This window comes from Rariglobus hedericola (assembly GCF_007559335.1).
Taxonomy (GTDB): domain Bacteria; phylum Verrucomicrobiota; class Verrucomicrobiia; order Opitutales; family Opitutaceae; genus Rariglobus; species Rariglobus hedericola.
This window is the reverse complement of record NZ_VMBG01000001.1, coordinates 1,080,278-1,105,144: the sequence shown is the minus strand read 5'-3', so window position 1 is coordinate 1,105,144 and position 24,867 is coordinate 1,080,278. Positions and strand designations below refer to the sequence as shown.

32 protein-coding genes are annotated in these 24,867 nt (G+C 56.2%); 27 read left to right on the top strand and 5 right to left on the bottom strand.

Annotation, left to right across the window (positions count from 1 at the left end):
- The first annotated feature begins 6 nt into the window (after positions 1-6).
- The 26 genes from FPL22_RS04840 to FPL22_RS04710 all read left to right on the top strand — a co-directional run bounded on the left by FPL22_RS04840 (position 7) and on the right by FPL22_RS04710 (position 16,959).
- A complete protein-coding gene (locus FPL22_RS04840) occupies positions 7-756 on the top strand; it encodes a flagellar hook-basal body protein (protein ID WP_144228975.1) in 750 nt (249 codons plus the stop codon).
- 47 nt (positions 757-803) lie between these two features.
- Positions 804-1,586, top strand: a complete 783-nt coding sequence (gene flgG / locus FPL22_RS04835; RefSeq protein WP_144228974.1) for a flagellar basal-body rod protein FlgG — start codon at positions 804-806, stop codon at positions 1,584-1,586.
- Positions 1,587-1,597: 11 nt separating this feature from the next.
- The gene (gene flgA / locus FPL22_RS04830; RefSeq protein ID WP_144228973.1) at positions 1,598-2,323 is read left to right on the top strand and encodes a flagellar basal body P-ring formation chaperone FlgA; all 726 of its coding nucleotides are present in this window, start codon (positions 1,598-1,600) and stop codon (positions 2,321-2,323) included.
- A 4-nt stretch (positions 2,324-2,327) separates the two neighbouring features.
- On the top strand, positions 2,328-2,942 hold the full coding sequence (locus FPL22_RS04825; protein WP_144228972.1) for a flagellar basal body L-ring protein FlgH: 615 nt from the start codon (positions 2,328-2,330) through the stop codon (positions 2,940-2,942).
- Positions 2,943-2,951: 9 nt separating this feature from the next.
- Entirely contained in the window at positions 2,952-4,052 is a 1,101-nt protein-coding gene (locus tag FPL22_RS04820) for a flagellar basal body P-ring protein FlgI (protein WP_144228971.1), read from the top strand.
- A 4-nt stretch (positions 4,053-4,056) separates the two neighbouring features.
- Complete coding sequence (locus FPL22_RS04815) at positions 4,057-4,449, top strand: flagellar biosynthesis protein FlgJ (RefSeq protein ID WP_144228970.1); 393 nt, start codon at positions 4,057-4,059, stop codon at positions 4,447-4,449.
- Positions 4,450-4,467: 18 nt separating this feature from the next.
- Entirely contained in the window at positions 4,468-4,959 is a 492-nt protein-coding gene (locus FPL22_RS04810; protein ID WP_144228969.1) for a flagellar protein FlgN, read from the top strand.
- A 54-nt stretch (positions 4,960-5,013) separates the two neighbouring features.
- The gene (flgK, locus tag FPL22_RS04805; RefSeq protein WP_144228968.1) at positions 5,014-6,432 is read left to right on the top strand and encodes a flagellar hook-associated protein FlgK; all 1,419 of its coding nucleotides are present in this window, start codon (positions 5,014-5,016) and stop codon (positions 6,430-6,432) included.
- A 106-nt stretch (positions 6,433-6,538) separates the two neighbouring features.
- Positions 6,539-7,435 carry a flagellin N-terminal helical domain-containing protein gene (locus FPL22_RS04800; protein WP_144228967.1) on the top strand — a complete coding sequence of 299 codons (897 nt, stop codon included), beginning with the start codon at positions 6,539-6,541 and terminating at the stop codon, positions 7,433-7,435.
- Positions 7,436-7,450: 15 nt separating this feature from the next.
- On the top strand, positions 7,451-7,888 hold the full coding sequence (gene fliW, locus FPL22_RS04795; RefSeq protein ID WP_144228966.1) for a flagellar assembly protein FliW: 438 nt from the start codon (positions 7,451-7,453) through the stop codon (positions 7,886-7,888).
- A 12-nt stretch (positions 7,889-7,900) separates the two neighbouring features.
- The gene (gene csrA, locus FPL22_RS04790; RefSeq protein ID WP_144228965.1) at positions 7,901-8,155 is read left to right on the top strand and encodes a carbon storage regulator CsrA; all 255 of its coding nucleotides are present in this window, start codon (positions 7,901-7,903) and stop codon (positions 8,153-8,155) included.
- Positions 8,156-8,497: 342 nt separating this feature from the next.
- Positions 8,498-8,782: a hypothetical protein gene (locus tag FPL22_RS04785; RefSeq protein ID WP_144228964.1), complete on the top strand. Its 285-nt coding sequence runs from the start codon at positions 8,498-8,500 to the stop codon at positions 8,780-8,782.
- Between the two features lie 431 nt (positions 8,783-9,213).
- Positions 9,214-9,627: an ExbD/TolR family protein gene (locus FPL22_RS04780; RefSeq protein ID WP_144228963.1), complete on the top strand. Its 414-nt coding sequence runs from the start codon at positions 9,214-9,216 to the stop codon at positions 9,625-9,627.
- Positions 9,628-10,312: 685 nt separating this feature from the next.
- Complete coding sequence (locus FPL22_RS04770; protein WP_144228961.1) at positions 10,313-10,768, top strand: hypothetical protein; 456 nt, start codon at positions 10,313-10,315, stop codon at positions 10,766-10,768.
- A 103-nt stretch (positions 10,769-10,871) separates the two neighbouring features.
- Entirely contained in the window at positions 10,872-11,453 is a 582-nt protein-coding gene (locus tag FPL22_RS04765; protein WP_144228960.1) for a Clp protease N-terminal domain-containing protein, read from the top strand.
- Positions 11,454-11,484: 31 nt separating this feature from the next.
- Complete coding sequence (locus FPL22_RS04760; protein WP_144228959.1) at positions 11,485-11,916, top strand: hypothetical protein; 432 nt, start codon at positions 11,485-11,487, stop codon at positions 11,914-11,916.
- On the top strand, positions 11,913-12,458 hold the full coding sequence (locus FPL22_RS04755; protein ID WP_144228958.1) for a hypothetical protein: 546 nt from the start codon (positions 11,913-11,915) through the stop codon (positions 12,456-12,458). Before FPL22_RS04760 ends, FPL22_RS04755 begins: the two co-directional genes overlap by 4 nt.
- Positions 12,409-12,954, top strand: a complete 546-nt coding sequence (locus tag FPL22_RS17660; protein WP_162525193.1) for a hypothetical protein — start codon at positions 12,409-12,411, stop codon at positions 12,952-12,954. Before FPL22_RS04755 ends, FPL22_RS17660 begins: the two co-directional genes overlap by 50 nt.
- Positions 12,955-13,070: 116 nt before the next feature.
- Positions 13,071-13,331: a hypothetical protein gene (locus tag FPL22_RS04745; RefSeq protein ID WP_144228956.1), complete on the top strand. Its 261-nt coding sequence runs from the start codon at positions 13,071-13,073 to the stop codon at positions 13,329-13,331.
- A 128-nt stretch (positions 13,332-13,459) separates the two neighbouring features.
- Complete coding sequence (locus tag FPL22_RS04740) at positions 13,460-13,912, top strand: hypothetical protein (RefSeq protein ID WP_144228955.1); 453 nt, start codon at positions 13,460-13,462, stop codon at positions 13,910-13,912.
- 93 nt (positions 13,913-14,005) lie between these two features.
- A complete protein-coding gene (locus FPL22_RS04735; protein WP_144228954.1) occupies positions 14,006-14,404 on the top strand; it encodes a hypothetical protein in 399 nt (132 codons plus the stop codon).
- 121 nt (positions 14,405-14,525) lie between these two features.
- Entirely contained in the window at positions 14,526-14,744 is a 219-nt protein-coding gene (locus FPL22_RS04730) for a hypothetical protein (RefSeq protein ID WP_144228953.1), read from the top strand.
- A gap of 111 nt (positions 14,745-14,855) precedes the next feature.
- Positions 14,856-15,188 (top strand): hypothetical protein, encoded by a 333-nt coding sequence (locus FPL22_RS04725; RefSeq protein ID WP_144228952.1) that lies wholly within the window; start codon positions 14,856-14,858, stop codon positions 15,186-15,188.
- Positions 15,189-15,294: 106 nt separating this feature from the next.
- Positions 15,295-15,846, top strand: a complete 552-nt coding sequence (locus FPL22_RS04720) for a hypothetical protein (protein WP_144228951.1) — start codon at positions 15,295-15,297, stop codon at positions 15,844-15,846.
- 137 nt (positions 15,847-15,983) lie between these two features.
- The gene (locus FPL22_RS04715; protein ID WP_144228950.1) at positions 15,984-16,442 is read left to right on the top strand and encodes a hypothetical protein; all 459 of its coding nucleotides are present in this window, start codon (positions 15,984-15,986) and stop codon (positions 16,440-16,442) included.
- 130 nt (positions 16,443-16,572) lie between these two features.
- Positions 16,573-16,959 carry a nuclear transport factor 2 family protein gene (locus tag FPL22_RS04710; protein WP_144228949.1) on the top strand — a complete coding sequence of 129 codons (387 nt, stop codon included), beginning with the start codon at positions 16,573-16,575 and terminating at the stop codon, positions 16,957-16,959.
- A 157-nt stretch (positions 16,960-17,116) separates the two neighbouring features.
- On the opposite strand, the gene FPL22_RS04705 is transcribed toward FPL22_RS04710, so the two are convergent.
- The 5 genes from FPL22_RS04705 to FPL22_RS04685 all read right to left on the bottom strand — a co-directional run bounded on the left by FPL22_RS04705 (position 17,117) and on the right by FPL22_RS04685 (position 23,584).
- The gene (locus FPL22_RS04705) at positions 17,117-18,625 is read right to left on the bottom strand and encodes a methyl-accepting chemotaxis protein (protein ID WP_144228948.1); all 1,509 of its coding nucleotides are present in this window, start codon (positions 18,623-18,625) and stop codon (positions 17,117-17,119) included.
- Positions 18,626-18,851: 226 nt separating this feature from the next.
- Positions 18,852-20,267, bottom strand: a complete 1,416-nt coding sequence (locus FPL22_RS04700) for a methyl-accepting chemotaxis protein (protein ID WP_144228947.1) — start codon at positions 20,265-20,267, stop codon at positions 18,852-18,854.
- A gap of 29 nt (positions 20,268-20,296) precedes the next feature.
- Positions 20,297-20,836 (bottom strand): hypothetical protein, encoded by a 540-nt coding sequence (locus FPL22_RS04695; RefSeq protein ID WP_144228946.1) that lies wholly within the window; start codon positions 20,834-20,836, stop codon positions 20,297-20,299.
- A 24-nt stretch (positions 20,837-20,860) separates the two neighbouring features.
- Complete coding sequence (locus tag FPL22_RS04690) at positions 20,861-22,009, bottom strand: porin (protein WP_144228945.1); 1,149 nt, start codon at positions 22,007-22,009, stop codon at positions 20,861-20,863.
- Between the two features lie 48 nt (positions 22,010-22,057).
- A complete protein-coding gene (locus FPL22_RS04685) occupies positions 22,058-23,584 on the bottom strand; it encodes a methyl-accepting chemotaxis protein (protein ID WP_144228944.1) in 1,527 nt (508 codons plus the stop codon).
- A gap of 120 nt (positions 23,585-23,704) precedes the next feature.
- Between FPL22_RS04685 and FPL22_RS04680 the strand changes: the two genes are divergently transcribed.
- On the top strand, positions 23,705-24,832 hold the full coding sequence (locus tag FPL22_RS04680; RefSeq protein ID WP_144228943.1) for a hypothetical protein: 1,128 nt from the start codon (positions 23,705-23,707) through the stop codon (positions 24,830-24,832).
- Positions 24,833-24,867 lie beyond the last annotated feature (35 nt).

Below are 24,867 nucleotides of genomic sequence, written 5' to 3'. Positions count from 1 at the left end.
CTATCCATGAGTATCGGACTCTATCAAAGTGCCTCTTCGCTTGCCGCTCTCGAACGCTGGCAGGATGCCGTGACGCAGAACATCACGTCGAGTCAGGTTTCCGGATACAAGAAGCGCACGGTTGAGTTTTCCATGGTTGCGGCCGGTGAAGTGCAGACCAATCCACGCCAGAAGATCGGGCATGGCGAGGGCGAGCCGATGTATTTCCCCAAGGCGACTTACGGCATTAATTTTCAAAGTGGCGAAACTGAGCCGACCCGCCGCGAGCTCGATGTTGCCCTGCAGGGCGAAGGCTTCTTCGAGGTTCAGATGAACGACGGTCGCAAGGGCTACACGCGCGCCGGCGAACTTCATCTGCGCCCTGATCGCACGATTGTGACGTCGCAGGATCAGCCAATTCTCTCTGACAGCGGATTCCCGCTGCAACTGCTGCCCCAAGGCGGAACCATCGTCATCAACACGGATGGCATGATCCGCCAAGGCGACACCCCGGTGGGACGAATCAGCGTCGTGAAATTTGCCGACGAAAAAAAGCTCGTTCCCATTTCCGCCGGTTTGTTTGTGGCCAACGGCGGCCCCGATCCCACGACCGTCGAGAAGCCGCAGGTTCTTCAGGGTTACCTCGAATCGAGCAACGTCGCCGCTCTGCACGAGATGGTGAACCTGGTGAATATTTCCCGCGCTTACGAAGCCAACCAGAAGCTCATTCAAAGCTACGATCAGACCATGCAGAAAACGCTCGATGCCCTCGGCTGATTTTTCACCAACCATTTTAACTCACTCCACGCCGCACCTCTTTTCCCATGAATCTCTCCCTTTACTCTGCCGCCACCGGCATGGAAGCCCAGCAGCTCAACCTCAATACGATCTCCAATAATCTGGCGAATGTGAATACGCCCGGTTTCAAGCGCAGCAAGATCGAGTTTCAAGACTTGCTCTACCAGAAGCCGCGCAGTGCCGGCGCCGAGTCGGGCGGCGGCAATCTGGTGCCCACCGGCGTGGAGATCGGCAACGGTTCGCGGGTCGCCTCCACCTCGAAGGTCTTCACCCAGGGCCAGGTCACCGCGACCGGCGAGAAGCTCGACCTCGCCATTCAGGGCGACGGATTTCTCGAGGTTCAGCGTCCCGATGGCACCTCGGCTTACACCCGCGACGGCACGTTGAAACTCTCGCCCACCGGTGCCATCACCACCACAGACGGTTTGCCCGTGCTCAACGGTTTCCAATCCGTTCCCACCGGCACGACGAACATCAACATCTCCGAAAACGGTGATGTCACTTATCAGGGCCCCAACGGCTCCCAGACGTTCCGGATCACGCTCACGCGTTTCGCCAATCCGTCCGGCCTCGGCAGTCTCGGTGGCAATCTTTACGAGGAAACTCCCGCCAGCGGCACACCCGAGACCGGTTCGCCCGGCGAGCAAGGGTTCGGCACCGTGCTGCAGGGCTACACGGAGACATCCAACGTCAACATCGTGGAGGAAATGGTGAATCTCATCATCGCCCAGCGCGCCTACGAAATCAACAGCAAGTCGATCCAGACCTCCGACGAGATGCTGCAAAACATCGCCCAGATGAAGCGTTGATCCTTCCCGCCATGTCTTTTCCTCGTTTATTTTTCACCCTGCTTTTTTTCACTGCCGCACTGTTGCGTGCAGATTCAGTGGATACGTTTGATCGCGCAGCTTTGCTCAAGACGCTGACGACCGATCTCTCGGCGCATTATGCGGTCACCGATACGCTTGAGGTTGATCTGCTGCGTCCGTGGACGGCCCCGGCGATTCCTGCGTCCACCCAAGCTGACAAGACCGGGGAGCCGCCGGTCGTGACCACCGTGGTGGATTACCCTGAAGCACTTGCGTCTTCGATGCTCGTCCGGGTGCGTTATACCCGCGACACGGTCATCCTTCGCGAGGAAACCCTAGCCGTGCGTGCGAACGTGTGGCGCGAGGGTCTTACCGCCGCCACGCCCGTCAAACGCGGTGCGGCCGTCGTGCTGGAGGGCTTGGAAACGCGTCGCGTCGATGTATTACGCGAGCGCGATTCACTTCCGCTCTCGGTCGCCGGTGCGGATTATGTTTTCTCCCGTGATGTTGCCGCCGGCCGGCCGCTCATGTGGCGCGATGTGATCCGTCGTTCGCTCGTGCATCGCGGCCAGATGGTCGAGGTGGTCGCGAGTGATGGCACGCTGGTCATCACCATGAAGGCGCTCGCCATGCAGGACGGTTCGCACGGTGACGCTGTGCGGGTGCGCAACATCGAATCCAAACGCGAATTCACCGCCAAGGTGATCGCCGAAAACCGCGCCGAGGTGCGCTTCTAACATCATGAAATCTTTTATCATCATTCTCGTTTCGACCCTGCTGATGGGACGTCTCTCCGCCGACAGTCTTTGGACTGCGCCCGGCTCCACCGAGCGCGCCATCACGGCCGATCGCAAGGCCGCGTCGGTGGGCGATATTCTCACGGTCGTCGTGCAGGAATCCGCCAGCACGCAATCGTCGCAACGCAAGAAAACCGATTCCGCCGCCAGCGTCGATGCAGGCGTCGACCAGTGGTTGTTTCCCGCCGCAGTCAGCAATCTGGGCACGCACAATGGCGCGCTGCCCGGCATCAAGCTGGGCGGGAAAAACGATTTTTCCGGCGGAGGCGAGGTCAGTGCTTCGCAAAACGTCACGTCGCGTGCCGCCGTGCTCGTCACAGCCGTGCTGCCCAATGGCAACCTCGTCATCGAGGGCGCGCGCCGCGTTTCCTTTGATGGCGAAACCCAGCACGTCGTCCTCCACGGCGTCGTTCGCGGCGACGATGTGAACCCGGGCAATACGGTTTTATCGAGTAACATCGCCGATGCGCGCGTCGAATTCATCAGCGAGGGCAGCCTCACCGATGCGAAGAAAAAAGGCTGGCTCACCAAACTCTACGAAAAGCTCCGTCCCTACTGATTTCCCGTCATGATCTTTCGTTTTTTAATTTCTCTCGGTCTGGCGGGTTCGTTCGCCACGTCGGTGTCCGCCTCGCGCGTGAAAGACCTTTCGCACGTCGACGGCAGTCGGGACAATCAACTCGTCGGCTACGGCATCGTGGTCGGCCTGGCCGGCGATGGTGATTCCAACGCCGTCACGACGTTGCGCTCCGTGGCCAACATTCTTCAACGCAGCGGTCTCACGGTGGATTCCTCGCAGATCAAGGCCAAGAACGCCGCCGCGGTGATGATCACTGCGGACATCGCGGCGTTTCTTAAGCCGGGCTCCCGCATCGATGTCACCGTTGCCTCGATGGGTGATGCCAAGTCGCTTCAGGGCGGCGTGCTTTTGCAGACGCCGTTACTTGGTGCTGACGGTCGTGTTTACGCCGTTTCACAGGGCCCGATTGCGATCGGCGGTTTTCTCGGCGGTGCCGGTGGCGCGGGTGGGGCGACGGTGCAGAAAAATCATCCCACCGTCGGCGTGATCAGCAACGGCGCGATCGTCGAGCGGGAGATCCCGGCGGTTTTCGTGCGGGATGGCATGCTCACGTTTCAATTGCACAACCCCGACTTTACCTCGGCCGCCCGCATGGCCGATGCGATCAATGTCGTGTATCCAGGCGCCGCCGGCGCCCGCGATGCAGCCAGTATCGATGTGAAACTTCCCGCAACCTATGCCGGGCGCGAGGTCGCCTTCCTTTCCGACGTGGGAGCCATCGAGGTCGTGCCGGACTTGCAGGCGCGCATCATCATCAACGAACGCACCGGCACCATTGTCGCCACGTCATCGGTGCGTCTTTCGCAGGTGGCGATTAGCCACGGCGCGTTGACCATCACCGTATCTTCCAATCTCGGCGTCTCGCAGCCCAACTCATTTAACAACTCCGGGCAGACCGTTGTCCTGCCGTCCACGCAGACCGACGTGAAGGAATCCAAGGGCGGCTTTTCGGTGATCAACGAAACACCGAGCATCGACCGCCTGGCTTCGGCGCTCAACGCCCTCGGCGTCTCCACCCGTGAGATGATGGCCATCTTCCAAACCCTCAAACGTGCGGGCGCGCTCCAGGCCGAACTCGTCATCAACTAACCCCATGTCGATCTCCGCCACATCCGCCGTCGCCGCCGCGCCTGAAGCCAGCTGGTCCCGTGAATTAGGCGGCCCCATGGGCATGCCTTCGACCAAAAACCTGCCCGCCAAGCCCACGCCGGCCGACGTCAAAAAAGCCGCCGGACAATTTGAAGCGATCATTCTGCGCCAGCTGCTCGGCCCGAGCATCGAGCCGATGATGAGCGGTGGTCTCGGAGGTTCGGGCAGCTCGTCCGGTGGCGGAGGCGGCAGTGTTTACGGCTACATGCTCACCGACACGTTGTGCAGTTCGCTTGGAGCCTCGGGCGGTCTCGGTATCGCCCGCATGCTTGAAAAACAACTCGCGCCGCCGGCACCCGCCACGACGGACGCCGACGTATCTTCACCCTCCACGTAATTTTAAAAATTCCTCCTCATGCATCCTGACTGGGAAATCCTCGTCGAAAACCTCCGCTCCGAGCTACAAGCCTACGGCGGTCTCCTGCAGCTCTTCACCGAACAACAGGATAATCTCCTGCGCGGCGATCCCGATGCCGTGCTGTCCTACGCCCACGAAATCGAGGCGCAGGTGCGCGTCACCGCCGAGCTGCGTGACCGTCGTGAAGACGCGGTGCAGCACTTTGCGGAATCCAAAAAACAGCCGGCGACCTCCACGCTGCGTCAGCTCCTTTCGCTCTTTCCCGACGAGGTGCGCCCGTTGCTCTCCGCGTTGATCGACGAGATCAACCACCTCATCCGCCGCGTCCGCAATGGCGTGAAGCGCAACCACCAGATGATCCATCGCGCGATGGAGATTCATCAGGACACGCTGCGTGCGCTGCGCCCGGCCGCGTTTACGCGAACCTATTCTCCGCACGGCTCGGTGAGCATCGGCGGCGAACAACCCGCCTGGCAGGCCGCCGGTTAAAGGCGCACGTCTTCACAGCTCTTCGCTCTCTTTTCACTTCAAATTTAAAAAACAATGTCCGGCCTCTTCGGTAGTCTCGCCTCCGGTGTCAAAGCCCTCAACGCGCAGTCGCGTGCCCTTGAGACCGCCGGTCGCAACATCGCCAACGTCAACAACGCCAACTATGCCCGCCAGCGCGTTTTGCTGGGTGATCGCGGCACGGTGCAGACTCCGCTCGGCGCGCAGTCACTGGGCGTTGAGGCGAAGCAGGTGCAGCAAATCCGCGACACGTTGCTGGATCGCCAGGCCGCAAGGGAGATCGCGCTGACGGCGTCGCTTTCATCGCGCCAGTCGGCTTACCAAAAAGCCGAGGCCGCCTTGGGGCAGTCCATTGATCGTTCCGCCAGCGCCAGCTCCACATCTTCATCCACCGGTGGTGGCATAGCCGGTGCGCTCGGCGATTTCTTCTCCGCGTTTGATTCGTTTGCGACCAGCCCGACCGACATGGGCGTGCGCCAGACGTTGGTGCAACAGGCGTCGATCCTCACCGACACCTTGCAGCAGGTGGACACGCGTCTGGACCAGCTCCAGAGCGATCTCACCGAACAACTCGATACCGATGTGGGCGAAGTGAACACATTGCTTTCGACCATCGCCAAGTTGAACGGCGAGATCGGCCATTTCGAAATCAACACCCCGGGCTCCGCCGCCGATCTGCGCGATCAACGCCAGGCCGCGCTCGAAAAACTTGCGACCAAGATTAATTTTGAAACACGTTCTTCGGCCTCCGCCGCCGGTCAGATCGACGTGTATGTGCGCGATGCCGGCGGCACCGAGATTCCGTTGGTGCAGCTCGCCGCGGTCACCGGCCCGGTCACGCTCACCGGTTCCGCGCTCACGGCCGGTAGTCCGGCCACCACCGTGGATGTGACCGCCGGTGCTATTCACGGCAATCTTCAGGCCCGTGACATCACCGTGCAGCTGCTGCGCGACCAGCTCGACAACATGGCGGGCCAACTCGTCGATTCGGTGAATGCCGCCTACAATCCAACCGGCGCCACCGGCGATTTTTTCGCCTCTGCCGGAACCACCGCCGGCACCATCAAACTGCAGGCCGGACTCACAGCGACGAATCTCAAAGCTTCCGACGGCGGCGCGGCCGGCAGCAATACACTGGCGCTCGCCGTCGCGCAGCTGGCCGGCAAGAAATTCACCACCGCCGGCGGCGACGCCATCGACGGCACGTTCGCGCAGTATTACGCCAGTATGGTCAGTAACTTCGGCTCCATCTCGGCGCGCACCTCCGATCAATACGACGACCAGATCAACATTCAGAGCATCGTGACCACCCAGCGTGATTCGGTCAGCGGCGTCTCGATGGATGAAGAACTCGCCGACCTCGTGAAATACCAACGCTCTTTCCAGGCCTCGTCCCGTTTCATCCAGGTGATCGACGAATTGCTCGACACCGTCGTCAACCGGCTCGGCGCCTGAGCGAAGCCCGGCTCATTAAGCGAAAAGATTAAGTTTAAGCCCCATCCCTCCGGCCTGATTCCGCTTCCGTCCCCTTCAACTTAAACTTTCCCCACCACCTTATTTTATGCGCGTCCCCACTCGTAGCACCTCGGAAAACGTCATCTCCCAACTGCAAAAACTGGGCACGCAGCAGGCCCAGTTGCAGAAACAGGTTTCGACCAATCAGCGCATCTTCCTCCCTTCCGATGATCCCGCTGCGATGGGGCGCATGCTCTCGATCGGCAACGAGCAGAGCCAGATCCTCCAGTATAAACGAAACATCGATGTCGGCACGAACCTCGCGCAGGCGAGCTACAGCGGGCTCACCGGCCTCAATAATCTGCTCACCCGCGCCGGCGAACTCTCCACGCTGGGCGGCGGTGTGTTGAACCTGGAATCGGCGCGCGCTTATGGCTCCGAGGTCAACCAGCTGCTCGAACAGGCCGTGCATCTGGGCAACACCCGCTTTGGAAACGACTATCTGTTTGCCGGCACCGCGCTCGACACCGCGCCATTCACCGTGGCCCGCGATGGCGCCGGTCAGATCACCGCCGCAACCTACGCCGGCAATCTGGAGCGGGCCTCGATCCCGCTTTCGGAGACTGCGACGATTGCTCCGCGCACCGATGGTGCGACCAACGAGGGCATCCGCGATTTGATCAACCGGCTGGTCGCGTTGCGCGATGCGCTCAACGTCAACGACACGACCACGGTGCATGCCGCGGGAGTAGGGCTGGAGGGTTCGACCGACACGATCCTGGGTGCGATCAGCGAAAACGGCGCCATTCAGCTGCGGCTCGATGTGGCCAAGACCCAGCAAACATCGCGTGCCGACAGTCTGGAGAACCTCGCCTCCGCCGAGGCCGATGCCGATCTCGCCGGCACCATGGTCAAACTCAGCCAGACCACGACCTCGTATCAAGCGGCTCTCGCGTCCGCCAGTAAGATCATGAACCTTTCCCTACTCGATTATCTCCGTTAATTTTTTCCCGACACCATGAAAGTCACTTCCGATTCCCTGGTTGCCCCGTCCCCCGAGGCCCCGTTTCCGAGCTTCAGCTTGCCTCAAGGGCTGATCGGTTTCTCCGAGTTCAAATCGTTCGAACTGTTGCTCGACCCCGAGCAGGCGCCGTTTCGGTGGCTCTTATTGCACGGGCCCGAGACGATCCAGTTCGTCGTGATCGAGCCGGGCGGCGTCATTCCCGATTACGAGTTGGAGCTCTTTGACGAGGATGCGGCTTTTCTCGGCATAACCGGTCCCGAAGATGCGCTCATCCTCAATATCGTCACGGTGAGTCGCTCCCTGCCGGCCACCGCGACGGTCAATCTGGTCAGTCCGCTCGTGATCAACCGGCGCACGGGTCTTGCCAAGCAAGTGGTGCTGTCCAACCATGCCCGCTTCAACGTCCGCCACCCGCTCGTCACCGCCAGCTAAACGCCATCCGCCATGCTCGTTCTCAGCCGCAAGGTAAATGAATCGATCGTCATCGGTGACAACATCGAGATCCGCATATCGCGCATCGATGGTGACACGGTGAAGATCGGTATTTCCGCCCCGCGCGAGGTGCCGGTGTTCCGGAAGGAAGTGCTCGCCGACATCGCCGCGACCAACCAATCCGCCGCCGTGGCCCCCGGACAAAAAGCCGCCCTACCCAAACTCGCGCTGCCCAAGATCGTCGCGCCGCCCAAACCGGCGCCATAACCGCAGTGTGCTTTCAGGCGGGGGGAGACAAAGGCTGGGCGCTTCTTTGGATGCCCGGCCTTTGTCGTGTGCCTTCAAACTCCCGGACATAGCGAATTGCCGCTCGCGATTTAGTTTTTAAAGTCGCAACTCAGATGAAAATAAGTCCGTGTCAGCCTTGAGGACACCGCAACGTCGAGTCCCGGTTTTACCGGTCAGATATCAACCCGGCAAAAGCCGCACCCGAAAATTACCCATTTAGAATTCAATGACTTACAAACCAGAAAATGCTTACTGCCCTCTTTCCAAAAACCTGCAAAAGCCGCACTGAGTCTGTGCGAATAACACTGTTGGGCAAATAAAATGAGCGCATTCGAAGCCTTCTCTGTCAGACAGATACCCGAAGCTGGATTCTATTCTGCGACCGAACAATATTGGCTTCTGCGCACGTCCGCAGATTGGAAGTTACATGAAGATGGCGGTTGGCTCGAAGTTGGCGGCCCTGGAGTCGATGGCATTTCTTTCGCCGTCAAAAAAGAAGAAGAAGGCATCTTCGCATATTATCCGATTGATCGTGAGTTCGTGTGGAAAGCGAAGGACGGAGCATCGCTGATTTCCGGATGGCTCGATGGCAGTATCACCGTATGAAAACGGAGCCCAACCAGTCACTACAGACACGAACCGCACTGTCACGGAATGTGCTCCGAGCCGCACATTCCGCGCCAGCGCGATTCGTGTCTGACTTCAAACGGTAGGCAAAACGGAATTCACGGAAGCAGCGAGCGAGTAGCCAGAGTTATATGAAAGTCGGAAATTCAAACCAAAGACAGACCGCAAGCGTGGAAGCCACGGGGCGAAGCCTTCTTACGTTTCTCAAGTCCGAACCCAGCGGCACCGCCTCGATCCAATTTCGATCCACCCAAACCACCAAACCCTCGCCTGTGTATCTCCCTAGTCATCGAATGACTATAGAGCCTACCCAGGCGTTACAGACAACGACCACAGCTGTCACGGAATGTGCTCCGAGCCGCACATTCCGCGCCAGCTGCGGTCGTGTCTGATCTTAGTCGTTAGGCAAAATGAATAAAATGATTTGGATATCGCTAGGCGCAGTGGCGCTATTGATCGTCGGTGTATTTGCATACATCGACATGCGCGAAGCGCACAAAATCGGAGCGAAGACAGTTATCGATCTTAAGCAGAAAGAAGTCGTCATAGATAGCTCGCTAGTCCCCAATTCAATTCTACCAAAGCCAGATCCAGAAAAATCGGAACCGATATTTATTAGGGTCAGATCAGCAGGTGAGATATCGCTTGATGGCGCAGGATTCAAGGTGACGGAACTGAAAGAAAAGCTGACTAACGAAGATCGAACCAGAGTCATTAAGATCATCATGGAGGTTGATGATTTTCAGATATTTACTCGGATACTAGACGATCTGAAAAAGCTCGGATTTAATCGTATATCCTTTGAAAACAAAAACGGAGCCTAACAAGTCGTTACAGACAATTTCGTGCGGTGTCACAGTCGCGGCGGAGCCGCTTTGTGTGCCACCGCACGAAATGTCTGATCTAAAGCGTTGGGCAAAAAATTAAATGCCATTATCCGCCGCCATTTTGATCGCTTTCGTATTCGTCGCATTTGGCGTGATTGCGATCTACGCAGGAATTCCGGACGTCAAGCGCGCGCTCGCTTCCCGCAAGTGGCCAAAAACCAATGGATTGATTGAGGAGGTATCCGAAGAATCCCACCGAACCAAAGGCAAAGGACGATCACGAATTGCGATAGAGTATAAGGTTAAGTATCATTATGTCGTTGATGATAGAGCCTATACCGGAAAATGGAATTCCCTGATATCGACCTCGAACAAATCCGGAATGTGTTTATTTAAGAAGGGGGGATGTGACGGATGTGTATTTTGACCCCATCAGTTTTAGCGAATCTCGCTTATTCAGAGGAATTAGATTTCAGGATGTTTTTTTAGTTACGGCAGGTGTCATATTTTCACTGTCCTCGATTTTCCCGATAATCGTGTATTTAAAGCTCGCCCAGAAATGAAAACCTACGGAGCCCAACCAGTCGTTACAGACAATTTCGTGCAGTGTCACAGTCCCGGCGGAGCCGCTTTGTGTGCCACCGCACGAAATGTCTGATCTAAAGCGTTAGGCATAAAGCATATGACCAAGCCAAATATCTCAAATATCATAGCCTTCGGCGCCCTGATAATATCCGCATTGGCTTGGAACGAAAGTCGCTCGATGGGCAGCCTCCAGACAGAGCAGGTCTTTGAGCAAATGCGCGACGATACACTCAGTGGCATTCGACTCCAAATCATCGAGGCTAGATCACATCTTAAATCATTCGAGACCGCCCTGCAGTTGGCGTCTAGCAAACGAGACCCCAGATACAAGAAGAGTATTGAGTCCGCAATAGTCACATGCAACGGGCAGATCACGCAGCTTGAGGGTTTTTATAAGGATATCGAATCCACTAAATACTCAGAAGATTTAGGACTAAAATATTGGTTTGGCGTGCGACGGGAGTTACGAAATATGCAGGAATCCAACGAGGAAATCAGAAGCTATCCCGCTAAGTTAATCCAAATTCTTCAAGAAGTTGAAAACGGAGCCTAACCAATCACTACAGACAACGAACCGCACTGTCACGGAATGTGCTCCGAGCTGCACATTCCGCGCCAGCGCGATTCGTGTCTGACCTCAAACGTTGGGCAAAATAATGAACCCGTTCGCACACTTTTTTAAGCCAAAGATCAGCTCAGAGCTTTCGACGGTTATCAAAGCCGCCCATGAACGTGCTCGGCGTTATTCGCATGATTATGTTGGCGTTGAGCATGTTTTTCTTAGTCTGCGAGATCTGCCAGAATCAAGCCATGCCGCCGCTATACTTCGTCAGTTGCCTATTGATCAGGGCGCATTTTGGGCCGAGCTCGAAAAGGGAGCCCAGGTTATCACCGGAAGGCCGATTCCTGTCACGTTGCCCCATACTCCCCGCCTTCAATTTATTTTAGAGCGTGCGGGACGCTGGGCCAAACAAGGCAAAAAGAAAGAAATCACGGCATCGCATTTTATAGCTGCCGTGTGCACCGAAAGAACCAGCTTTGTCGCACATATATTCAGACAAGTTTCGGAGCGGAATCAGAATTTATTTTCCGATGCCCACGCGGCAGCATCTTATTTCGCGATGCTGATGACCAATCGGGAGTCTATAGTATTTCAAACCACGGAGCCCAACCAGTCACTACAGACAACGACTATGGCTGTCACGGATGCTGCTGCGCAGCCTCCGCGCCAGCCATAGTCGTGTCTGACCTCAAACGTTCGGCAAAAATATGAAAATCACAGCCCTACTACTTAGCATTCTTTTATATACGAGTTCGTATGGGCTTGAACCACCACCGCCTCAGCCAGTGCTACAGATTCAGCCTGGCACATATCTGCTGGTTGAGCAGGGGCAGCTGAACGATCAAGCTATCTCGCTGGCGCAATCGGAATCGATTGTCATCGAAGTTAACCCGGAAGGTCTAGTTATTATCAAGGAGGGCGATGGGAAGGTTTCCGTAATCGAAAAGGATGAGAGCTCCTTTTCAGTGATACGTAAGACTAAGGGCCGCGAAGGGGTTTGGATCAGCACGTATATTGGATCGCTAAGCTCGACGCAGCCTGCGGTATACCACGGGCATTTTGTGAGGATATGCAAAACAGAGCACTTTCATGCATTCGATCGCGGTAGCTTCATGTTGATACTTCAGGAGAAGAAATGAAAACTGAGCCGAACCAGTCGTTACAGACAATTTCGTGCAGTGTCACAGTCGCGGCGGAGCCGCTTTGTGTGCCACCGCACGAAATGTCTGATCTAAAGCGTTCGGCAAAAATGAAAAACGTAGTTATTTTTATCGCATCCGTGATTGCTCTATCAGGCTGCTACCGCAGCGAGTTCGTCGGGCGCAGTCAGGCCGAGATCTTGGCCCAATATAATACCGAAGCAGCCACAGTCGTTAGGTATGGAGGGCCTTCGGAGGGCCCTTACAACGACGTGGGGGGATTTGTCGGAAATCCCAACCAATCGATTAATCTTAGCTGGAAGGAAAATGAGAAGGACGTGAGAGTAGACGCACCGGCCGAACCCGGCTACTACTACCAAGTAAATAGATTCGGAACGGAGAGCGGCCGATTTTTTTGGATTTTAATCAAATTGAAGAATAAAAATGAGCCGAACCAGGCGCCAGAGACAACGATCCTCACTGTCACGGATCGTGCTCCGAGCAGCACGCTCCGCGCCAGCGCAGATCGCGTCTCACCTTGAGCGTTGGGCAAAAAATAAAATGCCATTCCCGGGAAAAGTCCTCCTCCATCCAGCGAACGGTGGAGTCATATTTCTATACGACTGGGAGATCGTTTTATCCCGATTATCCTACTTCGCAAATAAAGGCCCCGATTTCATCGTTTTTGAGCTGAAGGATGGCAGCTACGTCCAATGCGCGGGGTCCAAAAATCAACTTACTATTGAAACGAGAACCTATGACTCAGAACGCAATTTTAAGCATCTGACTTGGGGCCGCAGTATCTGCACAGGCGTAAAAACCGGAATTGAGAGTATGGATGGCTATATCGAAGTTGATACATCCCAGGTTCTCCAAATGCGCGATGCGCGTATTATCATCAAAGCTTTTATTGAAAGAGAAGAAATACCGCAGAAGTATCTTTCTACAGCCTCCACCTTTTCTTTTGGTCCACTTCCTCCAGATAAGCGACTGAATCATAAAGCGTGGGATTGGCCCGATAGAAGACCCAAAAAATGAAAACCACGGAGGCCCAACCAGTCGTTACAGACAATTTCGTGCAGTGTCACAGTCGCGGCGGAGCCGCTTTGTGTGCCACCGCACGAAATGTCTGACCGATAACGTTCGGCAAAATTATGAGCCCCGAAACAAAAGAGTTTATCGCCGCATTCGAACAGGTCTTCGATGCCGACTGGATGCATACAAAAGAGATGCTTGGCATTCGAAGCGAAACGCCGGAGCAGAAAAAAGCAGCCGCAGCGATGGGATTAGAGTCTATTCCTATCATATCTGATGATGGGACTTTCATAAATCCAAAAGTCGAGGATGAGACGGAGGACTGGGGTAATCGCGGAAGACTATTAGCTGCCTATCGAAAGCTAAAGCAGACCTCATGATTTTGGAAAATAAAAACCACGGAGCCGAACCAGTCATTACAGACAATTTCGTGCACTGTCACAGTCGCGGCGGAGCCGCTTTGTGTGCCACCGCACGAAATGTCTGATCTAAAGCGTTAGGCAAAAAAATGCGCCTTCCGAAAGTATTGCCCAGTGATTTGCTCACCAAGCTGCCACGCGAATCAGAATGGCACAGCGAGGAGTGGACGTTGGACACGACTTCCGCCCACAAACATTTCTTTGGTAAATCGCTAGAAGAAGCGGAAATGATGTTCGGCGAGAATTCGATGCTCTATCAGGAGGATGTTATGTGGATGCCATTTATCCCATGCTGCTATTACCTTCAGGCCTATTCGCGCTACTTGCTCTCGGATGATAGCGCTCTGGACCCTGATGGCGCGAGTTGCTACATCGCCCTTATCGATTGGCTTGGAGAGGATGCGCGCCGCATTCCGGCAAATTTGAGTAGTTTGATTCAGCGCACCCTGCTCAGGATCTCCACGTTACAGGGCTTCTACGGAGCCGATGTCGCAATTTATGGATCATTCGAAGAAAGAGTCGGGAAAATCAAACTCGCCTAACCAGCGGCTACAGACAATGCCTCGGCGCCTCCACTTTCAGCATTTAAAGTCTCCGGCTCGGCATGTCTGATACGAAACGTTGGGCAATAAAACATGAAATACCTAACTCTACTGCTACTCTTGCCGTCCTTCCTGCTGGGAGCACCACGCTCAGAATCATATTCTGCGTCCGATGGGTCGTTAGTCGTCAGTTGCTTTAATGACTCAGGTGCTCCGCTAAGATTCACTATAATTTGCGAAGGCTGGTCTACTGATGGCGATGGCTCTTGGAATCTCGATCAAAGTTCTATTGTTGGCTCCGGCTGGTTTAGTGCCGCACAAAAAGGAAGAAAAGAAAAGGTGGGCGGCCAAACAATCGGGAAAGAAGCTATCGAAAAGATGAAAGAGAAATACCATAAAGTTACCTACAAGGTCGTGCTTGAGTGGAGCGATAAGCCGATTTCCGAATGGGAAAATCCTGAAAGCGTAATTTCATACATCAGAATCAAATGAAAACCACGGAGCCGAACCAGTCGTTACAGACAACGATCACAGCTGTCACGGATCGTGCTGTCGCACGCACCGCGCCAGCTGCGGTCGTGTCTGATCTTTGACGTTCGGCAAAATAAAAATCATGAAACGATACCAAAAAGTTCTCGTTTGTATTTTCCGATCTATCGGAATTCTTCTCCTAGGTTATGGGGCAGTTGCACTGCTAATTACTGCGCTGATGATGAGCGGCATGGCAGGAATGGCCCTTGGCGCATTTCTGCCAATATTGGCAGCTGGTGCTGTATCCTATTTTGCCGCTGTTCCGGTTGCGAAGATCATAACCATCGGAATAGACGAATGAAAACGGAGCCGAACCAGGCGTTACAGACAATGCAGTTTGCTGTCACGCCGGCTGCTTCGCACCCGTCGCGCCAGCAAACCGCATGTCTGATCTAAAGCGTTGGGCAATAAAATGAAATCACTCATCACCCTGTTATTTATTTCGTTGTCGACATTTTGCAGCGCAGAAGAAATCCTCCAATTCGATGCTGCTTTGAAAATCGCGCAGTCGAAAATCGCGCAGTCGGATTTTAAAAAGCCAGTTCGAGTGTTTTCTATATCACTAGAAAATGAATCCACTGGTCGGCTTTACTATATGGCCCGATATGCCGATGAAGCGGAAATAAGAAAGATTCTTTCAGCATGGCCACGAGAGCCAGAGCGATCTTATGACTTTATCCGTATTTATATGGATGGAGAAGCAACATTTCGAACGGTTGTATTTAATTGTGAACCAATGAAATGAAAACCACGGAGCCCAACCAGCGGCTACAGACAATACCTCGGCGCTTCCCCTTTCAGCTTTTAAAGTCTTTGGCTCGGCATGTCTGACCCGGAACGTTGGGCAAAAAATGAAAATAATCGTATCAATTCTGGCGCTTACAGTATTTTTCATATCTGGATGTAGCGCGCCCACTCAAAAGAAGATTCACCCAGTGGTATTTTTAGGGCCTTTCGATATGCATTCTGGGGTATTTTCCTATTCAGGTTCTCCGCCCGAATGGATCGCGAATTCTTCTATTGTCGAGAACACGCTGCTTCAAGGCGTCTCAACGAACCCGAATAGGCCAGATTTTTTCTCTATCTGCAAAGACCCAGAGACCCAAATTTTTTATCTAGTTTTAGGCTATCATGACAGGCCGCCAATGTGGGTCGAACCTGTCACCGTAAGAAGCCGAAGCGATAGTTCATTAATATTTACGCGAGAGCGAAAGAGTGGCGGAGAAGGGAATTCAAGTAAGAGTTTGATCACAGGAACCATCACCAAATTAGATCAGAGTCATTTCGATGTATTATTAGAGGCTTCTGAATACAGTTCATTTTTCCTGAATCCATTTCCCACAAAACCACAGTCATGGACAGTCGATGTGAAAGTCCAAATTTTCACCGAAGAAAAGAAATGAAAACCACGGAGCCCAACCAGCGGCTACAGACAATGCGGTTTACGCTCCCCATGAATGCGATAGCACAGGGCCCGCATGTCTGACCCAGAACGGTAGGCAATATAATGAAAATTCGAGCTTTAGTCTTATTCGTTCTATTGATCTCCGCAGTAAAAGCGGAATCGATCCGCTATCGCGTCTATGCGATTGATCCACGCGGTGTTCGATTCACCGAAAAATTCATGCCTACATTTTACGGCGACAAGCAGGCAGATGTAATCGGCACCCGTGATCTTACGCTTAAAGAATCGGAAAAATTGGCCGAATTATTAAAGAAAGAATTATCCCGAAGCAACGACGTCCCCTTTTGTGGTCATTCGCCTGGATATCTGGTCGAGATTGTGAAAGGTGACAATAAAGGCGGGATGGTTACTTTATGTGGATTTTGCAGCACATGGGCGGGACGCTCCGGTCTTTTCGTCTTAGACGGAAAAGAATCACTGACTTATTTAGATACTCTACTTCCTTTACCTGATGTATTCAGAAGCCTGAAGGACGGCGGTGAGCTATATAAAATAGACTCCAAAACACCATTTTACGAATTAGAGAAGAAATGAAAACGGAGCCCAACCAGTCGTTACAGACAATGACCCGCACTGTCACGCCGGCTACGGTCATGTCTGATCTAAAGCATTTCGCAAGGCAGTCGTCATTTAGCCTCTTTTATATCCCTTCAGCGCTTCGCCTATGCCAAATCCATCTGCATCAGAAATCGCACTGCTCCGTGCGGCCTACACCGCATTCAACGCGCGAGACATCGACGCTGCTCTCGCTACCATGAAACCAGATGTAGCTTGGCCGAAAGCGTTTAAGGGTGGGTTTGTCCGTGGGCCGGAAGAAATTCGTGCTTATTGGACGGAGCAATGGAGCGAGATCAACCCACACGTGGATCCAGTAGCATTTTATCTGGAAGATGACGGAAGGATTTTAGTCGATGTTCATCAGGTTGTTCGCGACTTGGCGGGGACAATCTTGGCCGATGTCCACGTTGGGCATCGGTTCACTGTTGCGCAGGGCTTGATCGATAAAATGGAAATCAGCCCACTTCCTGAATCCACCAATCCGGCCCAATAGTGCGCGCTGCAAGAATGACATTAGTTGTCACGTCTCGTGATTGCACCGTGGAAAGCGGGGGTTGAACGCAAAACGCGGCAAATAATTTGATGAATAAAAAGGCCGGGCGTCACTTATGACGTCCGGCCTTTTTTGTCTGCGGGTTGGCGAAGCGAGATCAGGCGGGCATGGCGTGGCCGCGGGCGGTGCCGATTTTGGTGGTCGGGCGAACTTGCGTGGAGGGCACGGGGGACGCCTGGGTGCCACCGACGAGATGACGGAGCTGGCTGACGTTGTCCTGCAACACGGCGGCCTGGCTGTTGAGCTCTTCGGCGGCGGCGGCGGTTTCCTCGGCGCTGCCGGCGTTGGACTGGGTGACTTTGTCCATCTGGCTCATCGCGGTGTTGATCTGACTGATGCCTTGAGTCTGCTCTTGGGAGGCGACCGCGATTTCGGCGACGATTTCATCTACCTGGCGGGCTTTTTCCATGATGATGCCGAGTGAGGCGGCGACTTTGTCGGAAATGCGCACACCGTGTTCGCCGCTTTGGATGGCGGTTTCGATCTTGCTGGCAGTCTCCTTGGCGGACTGGGCGGAGCGTTGGGCGAGGTTGCGCACTTCATCGGCCACGACGGCGAATCCGGCACCGGCTTCGCCGGCGCGCGCGGCTTCGACGGCCGCGTTGAGCGCGAGTATGTTCGTCTGGAAGGCGATCTCGTCGATCGTCTTGATGATTTTGGCGATGTCGTTCGAGGACGTCTTGATGGCGTCCATGGCCTGGCGCATCTCGGTCATGTCGGTGTTGCCAGTCTCGGCGGAGGCGCGGGTCTCACCGGAGAGGGATTTGGCGGAGGTTGCGTTGTCGGCGTTGCGCTTGGTCATCGAAGAGAACTCTTCGAGGGACGAACTGGTTTCTTCCAAGCTGGCGGCCTGTTCGCTGGAGCCCTCGGCGAGGGACTGGCTGCTGGCGGAGACTTGGGCGGCGGCGGCACCGACTTGCGAGGAGGCGTCGTCGAGCGTCTGCGCCATTTCGCGGAGCGCACGGTTGATGCTGCGTATGATGATCCAACCCAAGGCGAGCGCGATGGCCAGGCTGGCGATGGCGACGATGAGCGAAGCGGTCACGGAGCGGCGGGCGATGGAAACCAAATCGTCGGTTGCCTTCGCGGCATTATCTTCGTTGAAGTGAAGCATGAGCAGGGTGAGGTCGCGATACTCTCCGTAGGTTTTCTCCAGCGCTTCCGCGGCGAAGGCGTGGGCTTCGTCACGCTTGCCGGCACGCACCAGTTCGACGTAGCGGGCGCGCTCCAGAACGTAGGCTTCACGCTTCTTTTTGAGCAGTTCAAAGTTATTCCGGTCCTCATCCTGGGTTATGTATTTTTCGTAAGTTTCAAGGAAGCCTTGAATCTCCGTGGCAAGCTTGCCCATGGTGGCCAGGTTTTGTTCGCGGGCTTCAACAGTCGTCGCCGTGCCCGCCGTGAGCATGCGCACATGGGCGCGCAGCGTATTGGTGGCGATTTCGGCGATGTTGGTGATGCCGGGGATCGCATCCTCCTTGAGCGATTCGATGCTTTTTGTGTGGATGCGTTCAAGCCCGGTGAAGCCGATGGCGGCGACAATCAGCAAGAGGGCAAGGAGAGTGCCCCCGCCGACAATAATACGTTTTCCGATGGTCCAGTTTTTCATGATGATAAGGTGGGCACCTGGGAAAGCAGCCTAATCGACTGCATTATCCCGGTGTGGTTTGCCCTTATGTTCGTCGCGTCGATTAAGAAGTTGAGCGCATCGTGATGGTTTTATGGTGTATTCTGAAATGTTTGACGTCCAACCCCCGAGCGAACCTGAGCACAGGCTCAAGCCGGGCGGGAGCGTGCGTGAGAACCTCGCGCAGAATCATCTGCCACGCCAAGAATCAGGTCGTGGCCGCAGCCGAGACGCCGGCGAGCTGTTCGAGGGTGACGACAGATTTGCCGAGGATTGCGGACTGGCCTTGGAGTTCGGTCGCGCTGGCGGCGCCTTGCTCGGCGTTGGCGGCTCCGGACTGGGTCAGGGTGTCGATCTGGCTGATGGCGGCATTCACCTGATGAATACCCTGATCCTGTTCGTTGAGGGCGGTGGCAATCTGGCGGGTGATATCGTCGACCTGGGCGGCGCGACTGACGATGGTTTCGAGGCATTTGGCGGCGCGATTGCCGAGGGCGGCACCGCGACGGCTGCGTTCGATGGATTCAGAGATACGATCGGCGGTGTCGCGAGAGGCGGCGGCGGCGCGCTGGGCCAGGGCGCGCACTTCGTCGGCGACGACGGCAAACCCTGCGCCGGCCTCACCCGCGCGGGCGGCCTCGACGGCGGCGTTGAGGGCGAGGATGTTGGTCTGGAAGGCGATCTCGTCGATGCCCTTGATAATTTTACCGATGGCGTCGCTGGAAGACTCGATGTCGCGCATGGCGATTTGGAGCGCGGCGATTTCGCGGGTGCCTTCTTCGGCGGCGGAGCGTGCTTCCGCGGCAACGGTGGCGGCGGTCTGCGACTGCTCGTGGTTGGCCTTCGACAGGCTGCTGATCTCGTTGAGCGAGGCGCTGGTTTCCTCGAGGGAAGCGGCCTGGCTGCAGGCGTCGCGGGAAAGGGTCTCGCTCATCTCGGCGGCACGGCTGGCATGGCTGGCCACCAGATCGGCGGCGGTGGCGATCTCGGTGGTGACGACGCGCAGCCGGGCGGTGATGCGACGGCGGAAAAACCAGCCGAGCACGATGATCATGAGCAGACCGGCGGCAGAGAGGCTGAAGACGATTTTGAGACGTCTGGCGAGCATGACGGCGGCTTCGTTTTCCGACTCACGCACGCGGGCGTCGCAGAGGTCATTGTAGGCCTTCAACGCGCTGAGGAAACTGTCGTGGGCGGGATTGACCGCTTCCAGAAGGTTTTCAAACGCGCGGGCGTTTTCACCGGCGAGGAGAAACCCGATGCTTTTGGTCCCTGCCTCGGTCTCCCGCCCGTAGGCGGTTTTTAAGGGAGTTCCCGGTTCACCGAAGGTGGTGATGAGCGCGTTGATCGCTTCGGTGCCGGTCTTGAGTTTGGCAAGCGCCGACTCAAGTTCGTCCGGGTCCTTGATGCGCAGGGAGGTGTTGAGGGCGGCATGGGCCAGCGAGGATTCCTCGAGCAGGCGATAGGCGCTGTCCTTGCTGGTTCGGATGATGTCGATGTGTCCTTCGGAGTCCCTCTGTGTGTAACGAACCAGTGAATACAAACCGGCGGCCACGGCGAGGGTGAGCAGGACGGAAGCGGCGATGTAGAGACCCAGTTGAAGGGGCAGGCTGAAACGTTTCATAGGCGGACTCCGCAAAGCGGATGGGGGGATTATTCCAGCTTGGACAGGGCGACTCCGACGACCAGCGCACCGATCGCGGCGCCGTCTTTAATGACCGGCACGGAGATCTGGACCTGCTGGAGACCGGTGGAGTCGTCGAGCTCGACGGCGCCCTGCCAGTCATGGCCTGCCATGGGCTGGTCGTGCTTGGGCTTGCCGGCGTGGATCCAGCCGGAAGGCTTGGAGAGAAAGGCGACCTTCAGTCCGTGAGCATCGGAGACGAACGCCTCGGCCACCCAGTCGGCCTTCTTGGACTTAAGAAAGAGGCCGGCGGGATTCTTGGAGAAGGAGCGCACGAACGGGTCGAGCACGGTGAGGGATTTCCATTTGTCCTGCGTCATCGCGGCATAGTCGGCGGGGAGCGAGGCGTTTTGAGCGGCGACAGCTCCGGCGAGGGCGGGGTCGGATGCCCAGGCTTTGATCTCGGCGACCTTGGCGTGGATTTTTTCCTGGGTGGCGGCGTCGATATCGGCGGCGTGCAGCAAGCCGGAGCCCAGCACGAGGGAGAGAAGGAGGATGCGGATTTTCATGGATTCAGAGATGACGGGGTTTGGTTAAAAAATGACCTGGACGCGGGCGAGGAGACGGCCCTGGTCGGAGAGCGGGCCGGCGGGATCACCCAGGAGGTAGTTGAGGCTGAGCTTCAGCTCGTCCCCCTTGAGAAAGTAGTTGAAGCCGAGGGTCCAAAGATCGCTGCTGTCACCAGCCACCGTGTCCTTGGGATCGAAGGTCTCGTAGCGCACGACGGCCTGGAGTTTTTTCGGAATGATCTGGTAGCCGGCGAGCGCGGACCAACCATCGGACTTTGATTTCGCGCCGACATCGGGATCGGAGCTGGTTTGCAGCCATTCGGCGGCGAGCGTAAGCGGACCGGAGGCCGCCTGCAGGTCGAAGCCGAGACCGCTGCGACTGCCGGTGAAACCGGGGGCCGTGGCCGTGTCGTGGGTCTGGAAAACGTTGGTGCCGGCGGTGAGCTTGAACTTGGATTTGTTGACGAGCACGCCGTTGACGCGACCGGCGTAGGTGAAGGAGTCGTTGTCGTTGGTATTGGTGTTGACCCCGGTGCCGTTGAAAAGGCCGGTGGCGTAGTGAAGGCGTTTGTCGAGGAAGTCGCCTGACACCATCGCGCCGATCTGGCGGGAAAGGGTGAGCTTGTCGCTGGGCAAGGAGCGCTCGATGAGCGGCAGCTTGGTATCCGCGGCGAGCTGTTCGTAACCGTAGGGGGTTTTGAATTGGCCGAGGGTGACGTTGGCCTGTTCGAACTTGTTCCAGACGACGTAGACGTCGGAGAGTTGCGCACGATAGCCGGCGGACGGCGAGAGGGTGCCGCTGCCGAATTCGGCCTGCATGACAAAATCAACGTTCTCAACGAACGATCCCTTGATGCCGAGTCGGGCGCGACGAATGAGCAGGCGGTCCTCGGCGGGAAAACGGCTGTCAGGCGAATCGCCAAACTCACCCTGAAATTGCAGGTAGCCGCCGACGGCGAGCGACTTTTCCTTGCCGAATGCCGTGATGAAGACGGGCGAACCTTTGGCGGAATCCACACCGAGTTGCTGGCGCAGGGCGGTGTTTTCAGTGGAGAGCGAGCTGACTTTGTTTTCGAGTTCCTGCAGGCGTTCCTCGACTGTGGCGGCGGGAAGCAGGGCGGGGATCGGGGCTAATGCAACGAGGAGCAGCCGGCGGAGCTTTTTGGTAATCATGGTGTTTAGGTATCGGGTGGAAACGGCGCGACTTGAGGGCGGATCCGATTAAGATTTGGCGGCGCCGGAGATGAGCAGGGAGAGGTTGACGACGGCTGCATTGAGCTCGATCGACTGGGCGTTGAGCTGTTGGGCGGCGGCGGCGGTTTCCTCGGAGGCGGAGGCGTTGACCTGGGTGACCTTGTCGATTTCGCCGATGGCGCCGTTGACCTGCGCGATACTGGCGTGCTGTTCGGACGAACCGGAGGCGATGGCGGCAACGAGCGTGTCCATGCGCCGGGCTTTCTCGGCGATATCGGTGAGGCCGACGGTGACCTTGGCGCTCATGCTGACGCCGTGGTCACTCTTCTGGATGGAGTCGGCGATGCTGGCGGCGGTTTCGCGAGCAGCGGTGGCGGAACGCTGGGCGAGGGCGCGGACCTCGTCGGCGACCACGGAGAAACCGGCGCCGGCCTCGCCTGCGCGCGCGGCCTCGACGGCGGCGTTGAGCGCGAGGATGTTGGTCTGGAAGGCGATTTCATCAATGGTCTTGATGATTTTTGCGATGCCGAGAGAGGCGGCCTTGATCTCGTCCATAGCACGGTTCATGGCCTGCATGTCGGCGGTGCCGTTATCAGCGGCGGCGCGGGTCTCGCCGGCGAGCGAGCGGGTGTTTTGTGCGTGGGTGACGTTTTGCGCGGTCATGCCCGAGATCTGCTCAATGGCGGCGTGGGTTTCCTCAAGGGAGGCGGCCTGCTGGCTGGCACCGGCGGCGAGTTGTTGCGAGGCGGAGGAAATTTCGCGGGCGGCGGATGACGTCTGGGCGCTGGCTGAGTTGACGACCTCGATGGAAGATTCCAGCGGACCGATGATACGGCGCCGTGTGTAGAGTGTGGTGCAGGCAGAGATCACCACGGCGATCGGAAGGACCCAGAGGAGCGTCTGCATCATGCCGGCCCGGGCGACGTGATCCACGCGATTGAGACTGGATTTGAGGAGGAACGCACCGTGGACCTCGCCCTCTTTCCAATTCTCCATCGCGTAACCAAGGATGTCTTTGCCGTCGCCGGTGGGACTGTTTTTTGGGTCACCGTGGCACGCGAGGCAGTCGGCGGTGAGCTTGATCGGACGGGCGAAAATCATCTGGTTTTTCGCTTTGTCGACCGTGAAGTATTCAGCGGTGGAGCCGCTCTCGAGCAAGGTGAGGATGGGTTCTTCCTCGGCAGTGGGCAGGTTGCGGGAGTTGCGCGCCTGGTGCTTCGGCACGCGGAATTCCCACTGGTTTTCAGCGGCGATTTTTTCGATGGCGTGGATGGCCGCGATGACCGGAATCGTCCGATAAAGTGCCGACCCTTCGAGGTCGCCGGACTTCTTGTAATCGGCAAGTAGTTTTGGCCGGTCGAAGGCGCCACTGTTGCCGAGCTTGGAAATAGTCTGCCGAACATTTTCGGCCTCGATCACCGCAGTCCGCATGGTTTCGCGGGTGAGCTCGATGCCTTGCCGATGGATGATGTGACTTTGAACATACAGCCCCGCACCGACGCTGGTGACGATGGCAAGGATGGCGATGAGCACGATTTTGGTTCCGAGTTTCATGAGATTTGAATTGGAAGCATATCGGTCCGTATCGATTTCGATTTAGAGATAACTTTGCATCATTGGGTTAAGTTAAAGAACGCGGGAGGTGGGTCGTTATGGAGTGCGACCCAACTATCCATGCATCCCTACAAAACCCTTATTCATCGCAACTCTCGTCGTCATATCGCCCTTCTTGTCACGGCGTGCTCCGCACTTTCCTCGCACGCCGTTGACATGGGTGGTGTCGCCATTCACGGCTCCCTGAGTTCCACGGCTTCCTACTCGCCTGATTATAACTACATCGGCGATACCAAGGACTCGCTTGATCTGAATCAGACCGAACTGACGGTCAACGGAACGAAACGTTTCGACAACGGCCTCAAACTGGCCGCCCAGCTTTACGCCTACGAACTCGCGGGCTACTCGGATCTGACAGTGGATTTCGCCAATATCGACTACTCCTTCCGGCAAGAAGTCGGTGTGCGTGTGGGGCGCAACAAACTCCCCAGCGGTTTTTATAACGAAGTGCAGGACCTCGATCAGGTTCGTGTTTTTGCCTCCCTTCCGCTTAATTTTTATCCGCGCGCGGGCCGTTCGTTCGGTGCCAACTACGATGGTGCTTCGGTTTATGGAAACATTCCCGGCGGGAAAGCCGGCAGCTTTGATTACCAAGCCTATGCCGGCATGATGCAGCCGTTGGATAAAGACATGCCCTTCATGAAGGGTTTGGGTTCCAGCAAGCTGGACATCCAGCAGGTCTATGGTGCCTCGCTGGTCTGGAATGCTCCGGTCGACGGACTTCGCTTCGGTTATACGTTTCAGAAAGCTCCGAAGATCGACAGTCAAACCGGTCCTGCGATTACCGAGATAGATTACCAGGCGCAGGTTTTATCGATTGAATACACCCGGGGAAAATGGATCGCCACCGTCGAATACAAACATTCCGACGTAACGGTTGATGTGACCAATTTTCCTGTGCCGAGCTCTTCTTCGACCGAGGATCACGCTTATGCGCAGCTTACCTATCAGGCCACGGACAAGCTTGGTTTCGGCGTCTACTATTGCTACAGCGACTATGAGACATCGGGGGTCGACAAAGATGCCGCCTTCGCCGCTTCGTATGCGATCCAACCTTGGTGGTTAGTGAAAGCCGAAGTCCACTTCATGGACGGCATTAATAATCTCGGTTCTTCCGGCGACCTTAATCCCGGTGCGTCAGACAAGACGTGGAACTACTTGGTGCTGAAAACGACCCTCAGCTTCTAAGCGTGAGTTGCGACCTTCACCTCAACCCAACCATT

Excerpts from the sequence above, each read along its gene's own strand:
- FPL22_RS04800 (WP_144228967.1), top strand. The coding sequence starts at position 6,539 with ATGCGCGTCCCCACTCGTAGCACCTCGGAAAACGTCATCTCCCAACTG.
- FPL22_RS04760 (WP_144228959.1), top strand. The coding sequence starts at position 11,485 with ATGAAAATCACAGCCCTACTACTTAGCATTCTTTTATATACGAGTTCG.
- FPL22_RS04705 (WP_144228948.1), bottom strand. The coding sequence starts at position 18,625 with ATGAAAAACTGGACCATCGGAAAACGTATTATTGTCGGCGGGGGCACT.
- FPL22_RS04755 (WP_144228958.1), top strand. The coding sequence starts at position 11,913 with ATGAAAACTGAGCCGAACCAGTCGTTACAGACAATTTCGTGCAGTGTC.
- FPL22_RS04695 (WP_144228946.1), bottom strand. The coding sequence starts at position 20,836 with ATGAAAATCCGCATCCTCCTTCTCTCCCTCGTGCTGGGCTCCGGCTTG.
- FPL22_RS04735 (WP_144228954.1), top strand. The coding sequence starts at position 14,006 with ATGAAATACCTAACTCTACTGCTACTCTTGCCGTCCTTCCTGCTGGGA.
- flgG (WP_144228974.1), top strand. The coding sequence starts at position 804 with ATGAATCTCTCCCTTTACTCTGCCGCCACCGGCATGGAAGCCCAGCAG.
- FPL22_RS04840 (WP_144228975.1), top strand. The coding sequence starts at position 7 with ATGAGTATCGGACTCTATCAAAGTGCCTCTTCGCTTGCCGCTCTCGAA.
- FPL22_RS04825 (WP_144228972.1), top strand. The coding sequence starts at position 2,328 with ATGAAATCTTTTATCATCATTCTCGTTTCGACCCTGCTGATGGGACGT.
- FPL22_RS04780 (WP_144228963.1), top strand. The coding sequence starts at position 9,214 with ATGAATAAAATGATTTGGATATCGCTAGGCGCAGTGGCGCTATTGATC.
- FPL22_RS04730 (WP_144228953.1), top strand. The coding sequence starts at position 14,526 with ATGAAACGATACCAAAAAGTTCTCGTTTGTATTTTCCGATCTATCGGA.
- FPL22_RS04720 (WP_144228951.1), top strand. The coding sequence starts at position 15,295 with ATGAAAATAATCGTATCAATTCTGGCGCTTACAGTATTTTTCATATCT.
- FPL22_RS04770 (WP_144228961.1), top strand. The coding sequence starts at position 10,313 with ATGACCAAGCCAAATATCTCAAATATCATAGCCTTCGGCGCCCTGATA.
- FPL22_RS04700 (WP_144228947.1), bottom strand. The coding sequence starts at position 20,267 with ATGAAACGTTTCAGCCTGCCCCTTCAACTGGGTCTCTACATCGCCGCT.
- FPL22_RS04710 (WP_144228949.1), top strand. The coding sequence starts at position 16,573 with ATGCCAAATCCATCTGCATCAGAAATCGCACTGCTCCGTGCGGCCTAC.
- FPL22_RS04725 (WP_144228952.1), top strand. The coding sequence starts at position 14,856 with ATGAAATCACTCATCACCCTGTTATTTATTTCGTTGTCGACATTTTGC.
- flgA (WP_144228973.1), top strand. The coding sequence starts at position 1,598 with ATGTCTTTTCCTCGTTTATTTTTCACCCTGCTTTTTTTCACTGCCGCA.
- FPL22_RS04820 (WP_144228971.1), top strand. The coding sequence starts at position 2,952 with ATGATCTTTCGTTTTTTAATTTCTCTCGGTCTGGCGGGTTCGTTCGCC.
- FPL22_RS04785 (WP_144228964.1), top strand. The coding sequence starts at position 8,498 with ATGAGCGCATTCGAAGCCTTCTCTGTCAGACAGATACCCGAAGCTGGA.
- FPL22_RS04740 (WP_144228955.1), top strand. The coding sequence starts at position 13,460 with ATGCGCCTTCCGAAAGTATTGCCCAGTGATTTGCTCACCAAGCTGCCA.
- FPL22_RS04680 (WP_144228943.1), top strand. The coding sequence starts at position 23,705 with ATGCATCCCTACAAAACCCTTATTCATCGCAACTCTCGTCGTCATATC.
- FPL22_RS04815 (WP_144228970.1), top strand. The coding sequence starts at position 4,057 with ATGTCGATCTCCGCCACATCCGCCGTCGCCGCCGCGCCTGAAGCCAGC.
- FPL22_RS04810 (WP_144228969.1), top strand. The coding sequence starts at position 4,468 with ATGCATCCTGACTGGGAAATCCTCGTCGAAAACCTCCGCTCCGAGCTA.
- FPL22_RS04685 (WP_144228944.1), bottom strand. The coding sequence starts at position 23,584 with ATGAAACTCGGAACCAAAATCGTGCTCATCGCCATCCTTGCCATCGTC.
- FPL22_RS04745 (WP_144228956.1), top strand. The coding sequence starts at position 13,071 with ATGAGCCCCGAAACAAAAGAGTTTATCGCCGCATTCGAACAGGTCTTC.
- flgK (WP_144228968.1), top strand. The coding sequence starts at position 5,014 with ATGTCCGGCCTCTTCGGTAGTCTCGCCTCCGGTGTCAAAGCCCTCAAC.
- fliW (WP_144228966.1), top strand. The coding sequence starts at position 7,451 with ATGAAAGTCACTTCCGATTCCCTGGTTGCCCCGTCCCCCGAGGCCCCG.
- FPL22_RS04690 (WP_144228945.1), bottom strand. The coding sequence starts at position 22,009 with ATGATTACCAAAAAGCTCCGCCGGCTGCTCCTCGTTGCATTAGCCCCG.
- csrA (WP_144228965.1), top strand. The coding sequence starts at position 7,901 with ATGCTCGTTCTCAGCCGCAAGGTAAATGAATCGATCGTCATCGGTGAC.
- FPL22_RS04765 (WP_144228960.1), top strand. The coding sequence starts at position 10,872 with ATGAACCCGTTCGCACACTTTTTTAAGCCAAAGATCAGCTCAGAGCTT.